Raw genomic sequence first — 17,332 nt, forward strand, 5'->3', positions numbered from 1 at the left:
CGTCGTCTCGCGCCGGCTCACGCGAATAGCGCAACGTAGAACACCACCGCGCCCACCAGCGCGCCGAGAAAGCAGAAGCCCTCGGGCGGCTCGTCGGTGCTCGTGCGCAGCCAGGCCGCCGCGACACCGAAGAGCCCCGCGATGCCGAGCGCCACGAACACCATCACGATGTCGAAGAGCGCCGTGCGCCCCAGCTCCGAAAAAGCGATGTGCCGCACGCCGTACCAGACGCCCAGCGCCATCAGCGAAAGCACGACGAGCGGCAGCATCACATGGCTGCCTTCGTGCCCGAGATGGTGCGTCGCGTGAGCGTCATGACCGTGGTGAACCAGCCTTGTCATTCTCATGGTCGTCTCCCCCGCCGCCGACATGCCGACGGCGATCGAACGCTGCCGACCGACGTACGTGCGCGGGTCCGTGCGCGGGTCCAAGCTTGAGTCGCGCAAGGCCCGTCGCGGCAGGGTTCCATTCGAGAATAGTCGATAGACCGACTGCTTCAAAGCCTGCTTTCAAAGCCCGCTTAATTCGGACCCCAACATAGATTGCGGCGACGCCGAAGCACGGTCGCGTCGGTGGGTCTTCATGGCATCAGGCCGCCTGCGATGCCGCGCCGCACACCCCGCTGACGACGGTACCGCGCGTCCCATGCCGTCTTTTTGCGCGGCCGGCAGCCTGTAGCGACTCCAGGTAGAATCATCGCAGCCAACGCTTTCGCGGACCCTGCCGCGTGCTTCGTCCCCGGCACTCAGGCTGCGCACCGGCGCGGCCCGACCTGCGCGGCCCGACCTGCCCCGCATGCCGTTCCACCGCCCTGCAAGGCACCCCTTCCCTTCCGCCCACTGCCCGTATGCGACGCTTCTCTTCGTTTTTCATCCGTTTCATCGTCATCGGCGTGCTGCTGCACGTGTATGTCGGCTTCCGGCTGATTCCGGACCTGGCCGTCCCGCCCACCGGCAAGTGGCTCGCCGGGCTGTACCTCGTGCTGTCGTGCCTGCTGATTCCGCCCGGCATGCTGGCGCGCATGATCGACCGTCAACCGCTCGCAGACCGCCTCGCCTGGATCGGCCTTTCCGCGATGGGCTTCTTCTCGTCGTTGCTCGTGGCCACGTTCCTGCGCGACGTGCTGCTCGCCTCGCTGCTGACGATCGATGCCATCTGGCCGCACGCCCTCGCGCTCGCTCGCTGGCGCACCGACACGGCGGCGTTCGCCATCGCGCTCGCGGTCGCGTTCTCGGTCATCGGCCTCGTCAATGCGCGGCGCCGCGCGCGCGTGGTGACCGTCGACGTGCCCATCGAGCAACTGCCCGAGGCGCTGGAAGGCTTCACCATCGTGCAGATCAGCGACATCCACGTGGGCCCCACCATCAAGAACGACTACGTGAACGCGATCGTGGACGAAGTGAACCGCCTCGAGCCCGACCTGATTGCCGTGACGGGCGACGTGGTGGACGGCAGCGTCGACCAGCTCGCCGACCACACGCGGCCGCTCGGCCGGCTCGCCGCGCGGCACGGTGCCTACTTCGTAACGGGCAACCACGAGTACTACTCGGGCGCCCATGCCTGGATCGACGAGTTTCAGCGGCTCGGCCTGCGCGTGCTGCTCAACGAGCACGCGGTGGTGGAGCACGAAAGCGCGCGCGTGGTGGTGGCCGGCGTGACCGATTACTCGGCCGGGCAGTTCGACCCCGAGCATCACAGCGACCCGGCCGCCGCCCTGCACGGCGCACCGTCCGATGCCCGCGTGAAGATCCTGCTCGCGCACCAGCCGCGCACGGCGCTCGCCGCGGCGCAGGCAGGCTACACGCTGCAGCTTTCCGGCCACACCCACGGCGGACAGTTCTTCCCCTGGAATTTCTTCGTGCGCCTGCAACAGCCCTTCACAGCGGGCCTCGCGCGTCTCGACGGCCTGTGGGTCTACACGAGCCGCGGCACCGGCTACTGGGGGCCGCCGAAAAGATTGGGCGCACCTTCGGAAATTACCCGGCTGCGGCTGGTCAAAGGGCTGGAAGCGGCTTTGTAAGCCGACCGTATACTTCCTGCATCCCTTTTTCGACCCGTTTGAACCCGTTTCGACCCGTTCACCGCGCCGGCCCCTTACAGTCCTAAGGCCCCGACGGCGAACACAGCCCTCCCATGGACAACAAGAAAAACCTGAACCAGACGTCGTTTCACCTGTTGCTGCTCGCGGTTTCCATTGCGCTGTGCCTGATCCTGCTGCCTTTTTTCAGCACGATCCTGTGGGCCGCGATCCTCGCCATGATCTTTCAGCCCGTGCAACGCCGGCTGCTTGCACGGCTCGGGCGGCGTCGCAACCTCGCGGCGCTCGTGTCGCTGCTGATCTGCGTGGTGCTGGTGATCCTGCCGTTGATGCTGGTGGCGGGCACCCTCGTGCAGGAAGTGATCGCGGCCTACACGGCCATCAAGTCGGGCGGGCTGAACTTCGGCGAGTACTTCAACCAGATGGTCCACATGGCGCCCGCGTGGCTGCAACGGCTGCTCGACCGCCTGGGCGTATTCGACCTGCACGGCCTGCAGCAGAAGTTGACCGCGGGCGCCGCGCAGATCAGCCAGTTTCTCGCCACGCAGGCGCTCTCCATCGGGCAGAACACGCTGCAATTTCTCGTGAGCTTCGGCGTGATGCTGTACCTGTTCTTCTTTCTCGTGCGAGACGGTCAGACCATTTCGCGCATCGTGCGCGACGCGATTCCGCTCGACCCCGACCGCAAGCAATATCTGCTGCGCAAGTTCACCACCGTCATTCGCGCGACGGTGAAGGGCAACGTGGTCGTGGCGCTCGTGCAAGGCGTGCTGGGCGGTCTTGCGTTCTGGGTGATCGGCATTCAGGGCGCGCTGCTGTGGGGCGCGCTGATGGCGCTGCTCTCGCTGCTGCCCGCGATCGGCGCAGCGCTGGTCTGGGCGCCGGTCGCGATCTATTTCGTGCTGACGGGCGCGCTCGCGAAAGGCATTGGGCTCTTTCTGTTCTGCGCCCTCGTGATCGGCACCGTCGACAACCTGTTGCGCCCCATACTGGTCGGCAAGGACACGCGCATGCCCGACTGGGTGATCCTGATCTCGACGTTGGGCGGCATGTCGCTCATCGGCATCAACGGGTTCGTGATCGGGCCGCTGATCGCCGCCCTCTTCATCGCCTGCTGGGACCTCTTCGCGCGCGACAAACGCGAAGCGGGCAGCGAATGAACGGGCTCGCTGCTTACTCGCGTCTCGGGTCAAGCTGCCCCGCTTAAAGGTGTCGGTTTAAAGGCGTCGTGCGCACGGCGCTGCAACGCCCTCCTCGCTCACGTCGACACCTGCGCCGGCAACGTGGTGCGCCCCGCGCGCCGCGGTTGCGAGGGCTCGCTCGAAGGGGCCGGCTGCGAGCCGCCACCGGCCGCCACCGAAAACCCGAACGTGTTGATGCCGCCTTCGCTGCGCACGAACACGCTGCCGTTGTGCATCTCCGCCACGGCCTTCACGATGGAAAGGCCCAGGCCGTGGTTTTCGCGGCTGTTCGAGCGCGCTTCCTGCAAGCGATAGAAGCGGTCGAAGATGTGCTCGCGCGCGTCTGCGTCGATAGGTTCGCCCGGGTTCGACACGGCAATCTCCACCTGCTCGCGGTGCTGCACGATCGCGACGTGCAGCATGGTGCCCGCCTGCGAATGCTGGATGGCGTTGACGAGCAGGTTGCTCATGGCACGCCCGAAGAGCGAGGTGTTGACGGGCGCGCGTGCGTCGCCGTGCATGGTGACGTGCAACTGCGCTTCTTCCAGCGGAATCTCCAGGAACTCCAGCATGCGCGCCACCTCGCCCGCGAGCGAGACCTCGATCAGCCCGCTGGCGCGCTCGCCGCGGTCGCAACGCGAGAGGAACAGCATGTCGTTGACGATCACCTTCAGCCGCTCGAACTCTTCGAGGTTCGATTGCAGCGTCTGCCGCAACTGCATGACGGAGCGGTCGCGCGTGAGGGCCACCTGAGTCTGCCCGATCAGGATGCTCACGGGCGTGCGCAGTTCGTGCGCGACGTCGGCATTGAACGATTCGAGGCGCTCGTAAGCGCGGTCCAGGCGCTCCAGTGCGCCGTTGAACGACGTGGTCAGTTCGTGCAGTTCTTCGGGCAACGCGTCGGAATGCAAACGCTGCCGGCGATTCACGGGGCTCAGTTGCGTGGCCTCCCGCGACAGCCGCGTGAGCGGCGCGAGACCGAAGCGCGTCACGGCCCGGCTCAACAGCAGCACGACCAGCGTGGCCAGCGCGATGAGCACGCCGAGCGCCACGCCGATACGGTGCAGCATGCGTTCGGTGCGCTCGCAGTCGCTCGCCACCACGAGCTTGAGATCGGGACGCTCGCCGGCGCCCGGTATGTCGTAGGTGGCCGTGATGACGTCGTAGGGACGCCCCGGCAGACGGATCTTCGCGTAGCGGCCTTGGGGCGCCGCCGTGGGCGTGCCGTTGATCGGCGTGCCGAACGTGAAGCGCGGGTCGGGGCTTTCGATGTAGTACTTCGTGTGACTGTCGGGCGTGGAGAGGTCCGCGAGTTTTTCCTGCACGAAATGCCATTTCGCGGCGAGCGGCGAATGCGAAACGATCAGCGTCGCCACGCGGGACCGCGTGTCGAGCGTGGCGCGCAACTCGTTGAAGAGTTGCCGCTGCATCATCACGAAGAGCCCGACGCCCACGAGCGTGAAGACGATCAGCGAGACGACCGCGAACATCACGGATAGCCGCATGGAAATGGAGCGCTTCATGTTGGCCCTCCTTCTTCGCGGACTTCGAGCACGTAGCCCATGCCGCGTATGGTGTGCAGCAGCTTGGCGGAATGCGGGCCGTCCAGCTTCGCGCGCAGCCGCTTGATGGCGGTCTCCACCACGTTCGCGTTGCTTTCGAAGTTGACGTCCCACACGAGTTCGGTGATGAGCGTCTTCGAGAGAATCTCGCCGCGGCGCCGCGCGAGCACGGAGAGCAGCTGGAATTCCTTCGCGGTGAGATCGAGCCGCACGCCGTCGCGCATGGCACGCCGGCTGATCAGATCCACCTGCAGGTCACCCACCGAAATGACCGTGGATTCCTGCGCGCGCGCACGACGCGTGAGCGCGCGCAGCCGCTCCACGAGTTCGAGGAACGAGAACGGCTTGGTGAGATAGTCGTCGGCACCGTCGCGCAGACCGTGCACGCGATCGTCCACGCGGTCGCGCGCGGTGAGCATGATGACGGGCGTCTGCTTGTGGGCGCGCAGCGTGCGCAGCACGCCGAAGCCGTCGAGCTTCGGCAGCATCACGTCCAGAACGATCACGTCGAAGTCGTATTCGATCGCCATCCACGCGCCTTCCTCGCCGTCCATCGCCACGTCGACGATCCAGCCCTGTTCGGTCAGGCCGCTGTGCAGATAGTCGACGACCTTGCGTTCGTCTTCGATCACCAATACTTTCATATCCCCTTCCTTCTGCTTGTGCTCCGCAGTGTGCCGTGCGGACCGCAGCATGGCGCGTTCACGAAGGCGAGCGCCATGGCACGAGGTGACCGCTTCAGCCGCCGCGCTTGCCTTGATTGTCTGCGGCTGGATTCACCGCTTGATTTGCTGCCTGAGTCACCGCGTGGTGCGTCATCTGACTCGCCGCCCCGCCCGTCTCGCCACCGGCTCCATCCCGCCCCACATCGCCGGCGACGTGCGCCGTCGCGTCGTCGGCACTCCAGCCGCCGCCCAGTGCCTTCGCAAGAAACACCACGAGCGCCGCGCGTTGCCCTTCGATCTGTACCTCCTGGCGCTCGCTCGTGAGCAGTTGCTGCTCGGCGCTGATCACGTCGATGAACGCCGCGAGGCCGCCCTGATAGCGCGCTTCGGCGAGGTCCACGAGCTGGCGCGCATCCACCACTGCCGCATGCGCCTCGCGTGCGGCTTCGTCCAGCACCGAAAGCCCCGTGACCGCATTCTGCACCTCCTGGAACGCCGTGAGCACAGTCTGCCGATAGTTCGCTTCGGCCGAGGCGTAGCCCGCCTGCGCGAATGCGACGCCCGCCCTGCGCTGGCCGCCGTCGAACAGCACCTGGCTCGCGGACGCGCCCACGGACCACACGAGGCTCGGCAAGCTGAAGAGGCTCGCGAAGCGCGTGCTCTCCCAACCGATGCCGGGCGTGAGCGTGAGGTCCGGAAAATACGCGGCCCGCGCCACGCCGATCTGCGCGTTGGCCGCGGCCATGGCGCGTTCGGCGGAAGCAACGTCGGGCCGGCGTTGCAGCAGGTCGCTCGGCACGCCTGTGGGCAGCTTCGGCACCGGCAGCGCCTTCACCACAGGCGCCAGCACGAACGTGGGCGCGGGCTGCCCGACGAGCACCGCGATGGCATGCTCGAACTGCGCGCGCTGGTTGATCAGCAACTGCGCCTGGGTGCGCGTGGCATCGAGCTGCGCCTGCTGCTGCAACAGATTGAGCCCCGATACCGCGCCCAGGTCGTGCTGCGCGGTCACGAAATCGAGCGCCTTCTGCTGCAGCACGACCGAACGGTTCACCACGTCCACTTCGTTGTCGAGCTCGCGCAGGGAGAAGTAGTCGGTCGCGAGTTCGGCGGTGAGGACGAGCCGCGCGTTGGCAAGGTCGTCGCCGGCCTGCTGCGCGGAGGCCTTCGCGGATTCGACCGTGCGGCGAATGCGGCCGAACAGATCAGCCTCGTAGCTCACGCTGGGACCGATGGTGAGATCGTTCTGCACCGTCGACATGTTCTGCGTCGCATAGTTGAGCTTCGGCCGGTTCTGCGAAATGCGCGCGCGCTCCGCGGAAGCGGAAAGATCGATCTGCGGAAACAGCGACGACGACACGGAAGCCAGCGTGGCGCGCGCCTGCGCGTAATGCGCGACGGCCATTTGCAGCGTCTGGTTGTTCGCGAGCGCCTCGATTTCCAGCGTGTTCAGTTCGTCCACGCCGAATGCGCGCCACCATTGCGGATCGAGCGGCGCGTGAGACGGCTGCGCGGGCTGCCACCACGTGTCGCCCTGGGCGACGCGCCACGCCGGCGGCGTAGCGGTTTCCGGCCGCTGGTAGTCGGGGCCCACGGTGCACGCGGCGAGCGTCGCCACCGCAAGCATCGCGGCGGTCGCACGCATGGCGTTCACGTGGGCGTTCACGACCTTGCGCTTCACGACGCATCCCCTCGTCGCGCAGGCGCGCTACGGCCCGCTTCACCGCGCGCGGGCGTCTGCGCGACGATCACGCTATCGCCGTCCGCGAGCGAATCGCTCGGGTTCACGACGATGCGGTCCTGCGCCGATACACCCGTGCCGATCACGAGCGACTGCCCCAGGTCCCGCGTGATCGTGACGGGCTGCAAATGCACGCGTCCGTTCGCGTCCACCACGGCTACGCGCGGCCCTTCCGCGCGAAACAGCAGCGTGTTGCCCGGCACCGTGAGCGTGCCCGGGGCCTCGGTATGCAATGCCGCCTGCACGTAGGCGCCGGGCATCAGCTTGCCGTCGTGATTGGGCAGCGTGATCTCCACCTGCAACGAACGCGTGGCGACGTCGATGGCGTCCGCGGTACGCGTGACGGTGCCGTCGAACGTCACGCCCGGCAGTTCGGCCTGGGTCACGCTCACGTGCTGCCCGCGCGCGACCTGTTGCGCGTAAGCCTGCGGCACCTGCACGTAGAGCCTCAGCGGATCGGCCTCGGCAATGGCGAAGAGCGCGCGCCCCGCGCCGCCATTGCCGGCGTTGATGAGGTCGCCCACGTCGATATTGCGTTGCGTGATGACGCCCGTGATGGGCGCCACGATGCGCTGGAACGACTTCAGCTGCGTGAGACGGCGCACGTTCGCCTCCGCTGCGGCGACGTTCGCGACGTCCTGGTTGTAGGCGCCCTGGCGATCGTCGAGTTCCTGCTGCGCCACTGCATCGCGCTCGCGCAACTGCCGCGCGCGATCGAACGAGGTCTTCGCGAGCGCGAGCGTGGAGGCCGCCTGCTCGCGTTGCGCGATAGCCTGGGCGAGTTCCTGGTCGATCTCGGGCGTATCGAGTTCCGCGAGCAACTGGCCCTGCTGCACGTGCGCCCCGATATCCGCGTACCAGTGCACCACGTAGCCGCTCGCGCGCGAGTAGATGGGGGACTCCACATAGCCGCGCAGCGTGCCGGGCAGCACGAGGCGTCCGTCGTCGCCCGCCGGTGCGGGATGCACCACGGTCACGTACTGGCGCGCGTTCTGCTCCGTCATGCCTTCGAGCCGATGCGCGTCGCGCAGATTGGCGAGGATCGTGCGCGTCGCGCCCGCCGCGAGCAGCAGCGCGACCAGCAGCACCGCAATGCGGCTGCGCCGCCACACGAGACTGCGCGACGGCAAGTCGAGGCCGCCTTCGCGCGTGCTCGCCTGGATATCCAGAGAGGAGTGATGTTGGTGGTCGTTCATGTCGTCAGTCGATCGATGTGGGCGGTCAGGGTCGGGCCGCATTCACTGTCCGCCGTGCGGATCGCTGTCTTTACCATCGCCCTCGCCTCGCGCGGCACGGGCCGCCGCGCGACGCGCGAGCCGGCTGTGCACGCCGGCGAAGACGAGCGGCACGAACAGCAGCGTGGAGACCGTCGCGAACAGCAGTCCGCCGATCACGGCACGCCCGAGCGGCGCGTTCTGCTCGGCGCCTTCGCCGAGGCCCAGCGCCATGGGCACCATGCCGATCATCATGGCGAGCGCGGTCATCATCACCGGACGAATGCGCGTGGCGCCCGCTTCGAGCGCGGCGGTGAGCGGCGGCGCGCCCGCGGCGAGCCGCTGCCGCGCGAACGCAACCACGAGAATGCTGTTGGCGGTGGCCACGCCCACGGTCATGATCGCGCCCGTGAGCGCCGGCACGCTCAGGTGCGTGCCCGTCACGAACAGCATCCACGCGATGCCCGCAAGCGCGGCCGGCAACGCGCTGATGATGATGAGCGGGTCGGCCCACGACTGGAAGTTCACGACGATGAGCAGATAGACCAGCACGACGGCCATCGCAATGCCCAAGCCCAGACCGAGATACGACGAACGCATCGTGCTGACCTGGCCGCGCATCGTGATCGTCGTGCCGCGCGGCGCCGCGGCCTGCACGCCCGCAATGCGCTCTTCGATCTGCCCCGCCACCGAACCGAGATCGCGGCCTTCCACGCTCACCAGCAGATCGGTGACTGGCCGGATGTTGTAGTGCGTGACGACCGCAGGATTCGTGTGCGCGTCCAGCTGCACGAGGTTGCCGAGCAGTTGCAGCGGCGCATCGGCGCGCGCCGAAACCGGCGTGTTGAGCAACTGGCCCACGGACGCGACGTTGTACTGCGGCGTCTGCACGGCGAGCGGATATTCCACGCCGTTGGCGGGATTCACCCAGAACGCGGGCGCGGTCTGCGAACTGCCGGACAGCGAAATCAGCACGTTCTGCGCGACGTTCTGCGCGTTGAGGTTCAACTGCTGCATGCGCGTGCGGTCCATCACGAGGCCGAGGGCGGGCTCGTCGTTGCGTTGGGCGATGTGCGCATCCACGGCGCCCGGCAATTGCCGGACCTCCTTCAAGAGGCGGCTCGCGAGCGCCATGTTCGCGTCCTGGTTCGCACCGATCACCTGCACGTCGATGGCCGCGGGCTGCCCGAAGTTGAGGATCTGCGTGATGATGTCCGCGGGCTGGAAGAAAAATTCGACGCCCGGAAAACGCTGCGGCAACAGCATGCGCAGACGGTCGATATAGGTGCGCGACGGCGGATGTCCGTCCTTGAGCGCAACCTGGATTTCGCCGTCGAGCGTGCCGATGGTGCCCGCGTTGCTGTACGAAAGATTGATGCCGCTATACGGCAGACCAAGGTTGTCGACGATGGTTGCCAGTTGCGCGGGCGGAATCACTTCGCGAATGGTGCGCTCCACTTCGTCGGCCAGCCGCGCCGTTTCTTCGATGCGATAGCCCGTGGGCGCACGCATGTGCAGGCGGATGTCGCCGGCATCCACGCTCGGAAAGAAGTCGCGGCCCAGCACGAACACGAGCCCGAGCGAAAGCACGCAGAAGCCGAGAAACGCGCTCGCGTAGACTCGCCGGCGCGCGAGCAGCAGGCTCAGCAGCACGATGTAAGCGGAGCGGATGCGCTCGAACGCGCGATCGAAGCCGTGATGGATGCGCTCGAACCGCGAAGGCGCCGCATTCGCGTGCGCCTTGCGATGCGAGAGCAGCAGCATGGCGAGCGTCGGCACCAGCGTACGCGAGAGCACGTACGACGCGATCATCGCGAACACCACGGCTTGCGCGAGCGGCACGAACAGATAGCGCGCCACGCCGGTGAGAAAGAACATCGGCACGAATACGATGCAGATGCACAGCGTGGAGACGAGCGCCGGCACGGCGATTTCGCCCGCGCCTTCGAGAATGGCGTCGTGCAGCGGCGCGCCGAGATGCAGATGGCGTTCGATGTTCTCGATGGTGACGGTCGCGTCGTCCACGAGTATGCCCACCGCGAGCGCGAGACCACCCAGCGTCATGATGTTGATGGTCTCGCCCAGCGCGTCGAGCGCGAGCAACGACGAGAGAATGGATAGCGGAATGGACACCGCGATGATGACCGTGCTGCGCCAGTTGCCGAGAAAGAGCAGGATCATCGCGGCGGTGAGCGCGGCCGCGATCAACGCCTCGCGCAACACGCCCTGCACGGCCGCGCTCACGAACACGGACTGATCGAAGAGCGGCGTGATCTTCAGGTCTTGCGGCAGCGTATCGCGCACGTGCGGCAGCAGCGATTTCAGCGTGTTCACGACCTGCAGCGTGGATGCGTCGCCGCTCTTGAGAATGGAGATCAGCACGCCGCGCCGTCCGTCCTGGCGCACGACGTTGGTTTGCGGCGAAAAGCCGTCGCGCACGTGCGCCACCTCGCCCAGATACGTGGTCGCGCCGTTCACGGTCTGCACGGGAATGCGATTGAGGCCGGCGATGGTGTCCGGCGACGCGTTCATGTCCACGCGATACTCGGTCTGCCCGAGCTTCGCGGTGCCCGTAGGCAGGATCAGGTTCTGTGCGTTGACCGCGTTCACGACGTCCGCGGGCGTGAGGCCTTTCGACATCAGCGCCTGCGAATCGATATCCACGGAAATGAGCCGCGTCTTGCCGCCGTAGGGATACGGCACCTGAGCGCCGGGAATCGTGATGAGTTGCGGGCGCAGGAAGTTCATCGCGATGTCGTTGAGCCCCTGCTCGCTCATCGTGTTGCTCGACAGTCCGAGCTGGATCACCGGAATGCTCGACGCCGAATAACTGATGACGAGCGGCGGCGTGGCGCCCGGCGGCATCTGGCGCAACTGCGCCTGCTCCGACGCGACGGTTTGCGCGATGGCGGTCTGCAGACTCGCGCCCGGTTGCAGGAACAGCTTGATGATGGCGATGCCCGGCAGCGACTGCGATTCGATGTGCTCGATGTTGCTGACCGTCGTGGTCAACCCGCGCTCGTTGACCGACGTGATGCGCTCGGCCATGTCTTTCGCGGAAAGCCCCGTGTAGTTCCAGATGATGCTGATGACGGGAATGTTGATGGACGGCAGCACGTCGGTGGCCATGGTCATCAACGCGAACGGCGTGGCCAGCAGAATCATGATGGCCATCACGATGAACGTGTACGGCCGCTTCAACGCGAGATTGACGATCCACATGTGACAGCGTCGGGCAGGAGCAAAAGGCGGTCATGCCCAGGCGCGGGCGGTTCCGCATGATAGGAAAGCGCGCAGGGCGTACTGATGACGCCAAAATGGCGCGGCTGTCAGGAAAGGCTCGAACCGCAACGGCGGCTTGCCGTTCTGCGAGCGCCGGTCCCGCCTGTCGAAAGCGGCAGGACCGGCGTAGAGGTCTCGATCCGCGGGCGGCGGTTCAGCGAGTGTATGAATCAGTTCACGAGTCGCAGCCGCTCGGCTTCGCGCATGTCCCGCACGTCGCGTACGTCGCGCGATGCACGGTGACGCATGCCGAATTCGGCGAGCCTGCCGTCGTGCGCGCGCAGCGCGGCTTCCTGCTCCGCGAGCATCTGGGGCACGCTCTTGCGCAGGAATTCGACGAACGTGCGGATCTTGGCATCCACGTAGCGGCGCGACGCGTAGAGCGCGTAGACGTTGAACTGCTGCAGGCGATGCGCGGGCAACACATGCACGAGCGAACCGTCGGCAAGGCCGGGCAGCGCGACGGGCACCGGCAGCGGACCGATACCCATGCCTTCGCGAATCGCAATGGCGAGCGCCTCGGGGCTGTTCACCTGGAGCGAGGTGAGGCCCGCATGGCGAAAGCGTTCGCTGCCTGCGCCAATGGAAACCCACTGGCTCGCGGGCAGCCCTGATTCGGTGAGATGCACGCAGGTGTGCCGCTCGAGGTCCGCGAACGAACGCGGCGCGCCGTGCTTCACGAGATAGTCGGGCGAGGCGCACAGAATGGCCGAGGTGGTGCCCAGATGCTGCGAAATCAGCGCGGAGTCTTCGAGTTCGGCGGCCACCACGATAGAGACGTCGAAGCCCTCCTCCACGACCGCGGGCATGCGCTGCGACAGCGTGAGGTCGACGGAGACTTCCGGCGCGTGCTGGCGATAGCGCGCGATGAGCGGGACCACGTAGTGGCCGAAACTCGATCCTCCGTATACCTTCAGGCGCCCTGCGGGGTTGGCCTGGGCGTCGGCGGCTTCGGCTTCGGCCTGGTCGATCTCGGCGAGAATCCGTTCGCAGCGCTGCAGGTAGCGCTCGCCGGCCTCGGTGAGCGACATGCGGCGCGTGGTGCGGTTCAGAAGGCGCGTGCGCAGCCGCGATTCGAGGTCGGTGATGGCGCGCGAGACCTGAGCCGTCGTCATGGCCTCGTTCGAGGCCGCCTTCGTGAAACTGCCCGACTCCACGACTCTTACAAACATCCGCATGTTGCGCAGCGTATCCATTGCCTACTCCTGTCCATCCGGGTTTCGTGCCAGTCTGGAGAATGGACGAGCGGGGGTGACTGGATGCTGACCCGTTCATGACAATGATGTCAGTTTGGGCGGCCCGCTGGACTGGCGGGCGGAGCGAGGGGGCACCCGAACCGCCCCTCTTTTCGTTCGATGTTCGATCGAACATCAAAAGGCTTGACGACGCTCGTTTACGAACATACGATGCCGATCAGGTAGGCACAACATCAGTCATCAGACAACTAAACGCGTTCGACGCAGAACATGAGCCGTTCGCCGAACGCAGTCGCCCGATGCACGACGGACGGCCAGCAGCCTCGTCTGGTCGACCCTCTGCGGAGGCGTTGACGAAGCGATCGTTGCTCCTTCGTCGGATCGATTTAGTTGTGCGACAACCTACCAGAAAACCGGCTGGTCAGAGGCCAAGACCGAAGAGAGAGCCGCTTGCTCCGTCGCGTCCGTCATCCGGCGCGGCGGCAAAGGCGAGCAACGGGACAAACAGGATGGAGACAACTTTGAAAACGATTAAAGGTCTGCGCTGGTGGATCATCGTGCTCGTCTGCCTCGGCACGATCATGAACTACGTGGCGCGCAACTCGCTCGGCGTGCTCGCGCCCGAACTCAAGCACGTCCTCAACATGTCGACCCAGCAGTACTCGTACGTGGTCGGCGCGTTCCAGATCGGCTACACGCTCATGCAGCCCGTGTGCGGGATCATCGTGGACCTGATCGGGCTGCGGCTCGGCTTTGCGCTGTTCGCGGCGCTGTGGTCGGCAAGCGGCGTGATGCACGGGTTCGCGACGGGCTGGATGTCGCTCGGCGCCATGCGCGGTCTGCTCGGCCTCTTCGAAGCGGCGGCGATTCCGTCGGGCATGAAGGCCGTGGCCGAATGGTTTCCGGACAAGGAAAAATCCGTGGCGGTGGGCTACTTCAACGCCGGCACCTCGCTTGGCGCGCTCATCGCGCCGCCGTTCGTGATCTTCCTCTCGCTGCGCCTCGGCTGGCAGTCGGCGTTCATGGTGACGGGCGCGCTCGGCTTCGTGTGGGCCGCGCTGTGGTACGCGCTCTACCGCTCGCCCGCGAAACACAGCCGCATTTCGGGCGACGAACTCGCCCTCATCAAGGACGGCCAGACCCAGGCGCCGCCCGCCAGCAAGCGCCCCGTGCGCGACATCCTGACTTCGCGCCGCTTCTGGGCCATCGCGCTGCCGCGCTTCTTCGCGGAACCGGCCTGGCAGACGTTCAGCTTCTGGATCCCGCTCTATCTCGCCACCGAACGGCACATGGACCTCAAGCAGATCGCCATCTTCGCGTGGCTGCCGTTCCTCGCCGCCGACCTTGGCGGCATACTGGGCGGATATCTGTCGCCGTTCCTGATGAAGCACTTCCGCATTCCGCTCGTGTGGTCGCGCGTAGCCGGCGTGGTGCTGGGTGCCTTCATGATGATCGGGCCGGCCTGCATCGGACTCGTCGCCTCGCCGTACACGGCCATCGCGCTGTTCTGCGTGGGCGGCTTCGCGCACCAGATGATTTCGGCGCTCGTGAACACGCTCTCCGCGGACGTGTTCGACCCCGACGAAGTGGCCACCGCCAGCGGCTTCGGCGGCATGGCGGCGTGGACGGGCGGCCTCGGCTTTTCGCTGGTGGTGGGTGCGCTGGCCGACCGCGTCGGGTTCGGTCCGCTGTTCGCCTGCCTCGGCGCATTCGACCTGATCGGCGCCACGCTGCTGATCCTGCTGATTCGCGGCCAGACACGGCAGGAACGCGCGCTGTCCGCGGCGTGAGCCGTATTCGCATCCCAACCGAGGAAATTTGATGACGTCGTTACTGCATCCGCCTGTCTTCGAACTTGCGCAACGAGAAGGCAACACGCTGCGTCTCGTGAGCGAGATGGGCGCGGTGATCGAGATTTTCGTGCTGGAAGAGGACATCGTCCGCGTACGGGTGTTGCCCGACGGCACCGTGCGCAGTCCGCGCACGTGGTCGATCGCGCCGGGTACGGACGACGTGCCGCTCGAAGGTCGCGAGCGTCTCGACCTCTCGGGTTTCGCATTGCCGCGCTTTTCGCTGCGCGAAGAGGCAGAGCAGATCGTCGTGGAAACCTCGCAGGTGCGTCTCGAGGTCGCGCTGCATGGCGGCTATTGCGCGTGGTCGCTGCGTCGCGAAAACGCCTGGCATTCGGTGATGCGGGATCGCGCAACCCAAGCCTACAACTTCGGCTGGTGGGACGATCGCGCGTATCACTACCTGCGCCGCGAAAAGGGCGAGATGTATCTGGGCCTCGGCGAACGCGCGGGCGACCTGGACCGCGCCGGGCAGCGCTACACCATGGTGAACGTGGACGCGATGGGCTACAGCGCGCGCACGACGGACCCGCTCTACAAGCACATTCCGTTCTACCTCACGTGGCGCCGCGAAGCGTCGCTGGGCTTCGGCCTCTTCTACGACATGCTCGCGGATTGCACCTTCGACATGGGCCGCGAGCTCGACAACTATCACGGCCACTACCGCTACTTCGTGGCCGAGCATGGCGACCTCGACTATTACTTCATTGCCTCGCCGGCTACGCCGCTTGCCGCCGTGCGCCGCTTCACGTGGCTCACGGGCCGCCCGGCGTTGATGCCGAAATGGGGTCTCGGCTACTCGGGCTCCACGATGACCTACACCGACGCGCCCGACGCACAACGGCGCATGGGCGAGTTCATCGAACGCTGCCGCGAGCACGACATCCTCTGCGATTCGTTTCATCTTTCTTCGGGCTACACATCGATTGGCGCGAAGCGCTACGTGTTCAACTGGAACCACGAGAAATTTCCCGACGTGGAAGGCTTCGTGCACGGCTACCTGGAACATGGCGTGAAGCTGTGCGCGAACATCAAGCCGTGCCTGCTGCAGGATCATCCCGAGTTCGGGCTGGCTCATGCCGAGGGGTTGCTGATCCGCTCCACCGACGGCAAGCCGGCATGGGTCCAATTCTGGGACGAAGTGGGCGCCTATCTCGACTTCACGAATCCGGCCACCCTCGCGTGGTGGCGCGAACACGTCACGAACGCCCTGCTGCGCTACGGCATCGCCGCTACGTGGAACGACAACAACGAGTTCGAGATCTGGTCGCCCGATGCCGTCGCGCACGGCTTCGGTTCGCCGTTCCCGGCACGCGAAGCGAAGGTGCTGCAAACCATGCTGATGATGCGCGCCTCGCGCGACGCGCAGCGCGCATGGGCGCCGCAACAGCGGCCGTTCCTCGTCTCGCGCTCGGGCGGCGTCGGCATGCATCGCTACGTGCAGACCTGGTCCGGCGACAACTACACGTCGTGGGAAACGCTGCGCTACAACCTGAAGATGGGGCTGGGCCTCGCGATGTCGGGCGTGTCGAACATCGGCCACGACATCGGCGGCTTCTCGGGCCCCGCGCCCGAACCGGAACTGTTCGTGCGCTGGGTACAGTTCGGCGCGCTCATGCCGCGCTTCTCGATTCACTCGTGGAACGACGACGGCACCGTCAACGAGCCGTGGATGTACCCCGAGACCACCGCGCACGTCGCCGCGCTGATCAAGCTGCGCTATCGCTTCATTCCTTACCTGTACCAACTGCTGTGGGACTCGACGCAGCATTACGAACCGGTGCTGCGGCCCGTATTCGCCGAATTCCCGAACGACGCGCGCTGTGCGACCGATGGCGACGACATGATGGTCGGCCCCGCGCTGCTGTTCGCGCCCGTGGTGGAAGCGGGCCAGACAGAGCGCACGGTGTGGCTGCCCGAGGGCGCACGCTGGGTGTCCTACTGGAGCGGCGAAACGTTCGAGGGCGGCCGGCACGTCACGCTGCCCGCGCCGTGGGACCAACCCGTAGTGCTCGTGCGCGAAGGCAGCGTGGTGCCGCTCAACGTGGCGGAACAGCATTTCGCAAAACCGAATGAACGACGCGCGTTCATCGTGGTCCCCTTCGAAGGCGTGGGCGCCACCACAGCTGAATGCATCGAGGACGACGGCGAGAGCGAAGCCTGGCGAGACGGCATGGTCGGCTTCTGGCAAGTGCGCGCCGAAGGCGACGCCGAAACGCTCGCGCTTTCGGTAGCGTGGACCGGACGCATGGAGCGGCCGGGTCATCTGCTGGGGCCGGTCGAAGTCTGGCTGCCGGCGTCGGAATCGAGGCGCATTGTCGCGAAGAACGGAACGCTCGTTTCGCAGCACGCCGAAGGAGGCTGGATGCGCGTGTTGATCGAAACAGGCGCATGACATGGCCCCGGGGGGCCGCTTGCGCCGGCCCTCACCGCCTGACTCAAAGGTTGACGCCGCTTTGCGGCGGCCCCTACAATCCGGCCCATCGCCGAACAGGAAGCCTCATCTTGGACAGTAGCTGTAGTCGACCCACAGCCCGTTCCGCCCGTTAATCCGCAAGCTTCGCGTCAGATTCTCTTCTGCCGCCGTCTTGCCCCAGGGCGGA

General features: G+C 66.2%; 11 protein-coding genes. 4 read left to right on the top strand and 7 right to left on the bottom strand.

Going from position 1 to position 17,332, the window contains the following annotated elements:
- Positions 1–17: 17 nt before the first annotated feature.
- Entirely contained in the window at positions 18–347 is a 330-nt protein-coding gene (locus U0042_RS28090; protein ID WP_114812796.1) for a hypothetical protein, read from the bottom strand.
- A 500-nt stretch (positions 348–847) separates the two neighbouring features.
- On the opposite strand from U0042_RS28090, the gene U0042_RS28095 reads away from it, so the two are divergent.
- Positions 848–2,020, top strand: a complete 1,173-nt coding sequence (locus U0042_RS28095; protein ID WP_114812723.1) for a metallophosphoesterase — start codon at positions 848–850, stop codon at positions 2,018–2,020.
- A 113-nt stretch (positions 2,021–2,133) separates the two neighbouring features.
- A complete protein-coding gene (locus U0042_RS28100) occupies positions 2,134–3,198 on the top strand; it encodes an AI-2E family transporter (protein ID WP_114812725.1) in 1,065 nt (354 codons plus the stop codon).
- Between the two features lie 98 nt (positions 3,199–3,296).
- On the opposite strand, the gene U0042_RS28105 is transcribed toward U0042_RS28100, so the two are convergent.
- The 6 genes from U0042_RS28105 to U0042_RS28130 all read right to left on the bottom strand — a co-directional run bounded on the left by U0042_RS28105 (position 3,297) and on the right by U0042_RS28130 (position 12,879).
- Positions 3,297–4,742 (bottom strand): heavy metal sensor histidine kinase, encoded by a 1,446-nt coding sequence (locus tag U0042_RS28105; RefSeq protein WP_114812727.1) that lies wholly within the window; start codon positions 4,740–4,742, stop codon positions 3,297–3,299.
- Entirely contained in the window at positions 4,739–5,425 is a 687-nt protein-coding gene (locus tag U0042_RS28110; protein WP_114812729.1) for a heavy metal response regulator transcription factor, read from the bottom strand. The genes U0042_RS28105 and U0042_RS28110 overlap by 4 nt, the downstream gene beginning before the upstream one ends.
- A gap of 94 nt (positions 5,426–5,519) precedes the next feature.
- The gene (locus U0042_RS28115; RefSeq protein WP_198665362.1) at positions 5,520–7,091 is read right to left on the bottom strand and encodes an efflux transporter outer membrane subunit; all 1,572 of its coding nucleotides are present in this window, start codon (positions 7,089–7,091) and stop codon (positions 5,520–5,522) included.
- A 32-nt stretch (positions 7,092–7,123) separates the two neighbouring features.
- Positions 7,124–8,383 carry an efflux RND transporter periplasmic adaptor subunit gene (locus tag U0042_RS28120; RefSeq protein ID WP_114812733.1) on the bottom strand — a complete coding sequence of 420 codons (1,260 nt, stop codon included), beginning with the start codon at positions 8,381–8,383 and terminating at the stop codon, positions 7,124–7,126.
- A gap of 42 nt (positions 8,384–8,425) precedes the next feature.
- Positions 8,426–11,623 (bottom strand): efflux RND transporter permease subunit, encoded by a 3,198-nt coding sequence (locus U0042_RS28125; protein ID WP_114812735.1) that lies wholly within the window; start codon positions 11,621–11,623, stop codon positions 8,426–8,428.
- Between the two features lie 230 nt (positions 11,624–11,853).
- Positions 11,854–12,879 carry a LysR family transcriptional regulator gene (locus tag U0042_RS28130; protein ID WP_114812737.1) on the bottom strand — a complete coding sequence of 342 codons (1,026 nt, stop codon included), beginning with the start codon at positions 12,877–12,879 and terminating at the stop codon, positions 11,854–11,856.
- Between the two features lie 521 nt (positions 12,880–13,400).
- On the opposite strand from U0042_RS28130, the gene U0042_RS28135 reads away from it, so the two are divergent.
- Positions 13,401–14,669 (top strand): MFS transporter, encoded by a 1,269-nt coding sequence (locus tag U0042_RS28135; RefSeq protein ID WP_114812739.1) that lies wholly within the window; start codon positions 13,401–13,403, stop codon positions 14,667–14,669.
- 31 nt (positions 14,670–14,700) lie between these two features.
- Positions 14,701–17,124 carry a TIM-barrel domain-containing protein gene (locus U0042_RS28140; RefSeq protein WP_114812741.1) on the top strand — a complete coding sequence of 808 codons (2,424 nt, stop codon included), beginning with the start codon at positions 14,701–14,703 and terminating at the stop codon, positions 17,122–17,124.
- Positions 17,125–17,332: the final 208 nt, after the last annotated feature.

It is taken from the genome of Paraburkholderia kururiensis, assembly GCF_034424375.1.
GTDB lineage: Bacteria > Pseudomonadota > Gammaproteobacteria > Burkholderiales > Burkholderiaceae > Paraburkholderia > Paraburkholderia kururiensis_A.

Bases quoted from the DNA above. Each gene is read 5' to 3' on its own strand.
- U0042_RS28120 (WP_114812733.1), bottom strand. From the start codon at position 8,383: ATGAACGACCACCAACATCACTCCTCTCTGGATATCCAGGCGAGCACG.
- U0042_RS28115 (WP_198665362.1), bottom strand. From the start codon at position 7,091: ATGCGTGCGACCGCCGCGATGCTTGCGGTGGCGACGCTCGCCGCGTGC.
- U0042_RS28100 (WP_114812725.1), top strand. From the start codon at position 2,134: ATGGACAACAAGAAAAACCTGAACCAGACGTCGTTTCACCTGTTGCTG.
- U0042_RS28095 (WP_114812723.1), top strand. From the start codon at position 848: ATGCGACGCTTCTCTTCGTTTTTCATCCGTTTCATCGTCATCGGCGTG.
- U0042_RS28105 (WP_114812727.1), bottom strand. From the start codon at position 4,742: ATGAAGCGCTCCATTTCCATGCGGCTATCCGTGATGTTCGCGGTCGTC.
- U0042_RS28140 (WP_114812741.1), top strand. From the start codon at position 14,701: ATGACGTCGTTACTGCATCCGCCTGTCTTCGAACTTGCGCAACGAGAA.
- U0042_RS28090 (WP_114812796.1), bottom strand. From the start codon at position 347: ATGAGAATGACAAGGCTGGTTCACCACGGTCATGACGCTCACGCGACG.
- U0042_RS28110 (WP_114812729.1), bottom strand. From the start codon at position 5,425: ATGAAAGTATTGGTGATCGAAGACGAACGCAAGGTCGTCGACTATCTG.
- U0042_RS28125 (WP_114812735.1), bottom strand. From the start codon at position 11,623: ATGTGGATCGTCAATCTCGCGTTGAAGCGGCCGTACACGTTCATCGTG.
- U0042_RS28130 (WP_114812737.1), bottom strand. From the start codon at position 12,879: ATGGATACGCTGCGCAACATGCGGATGTTTGTAAGAGTCGTGGAGTCG.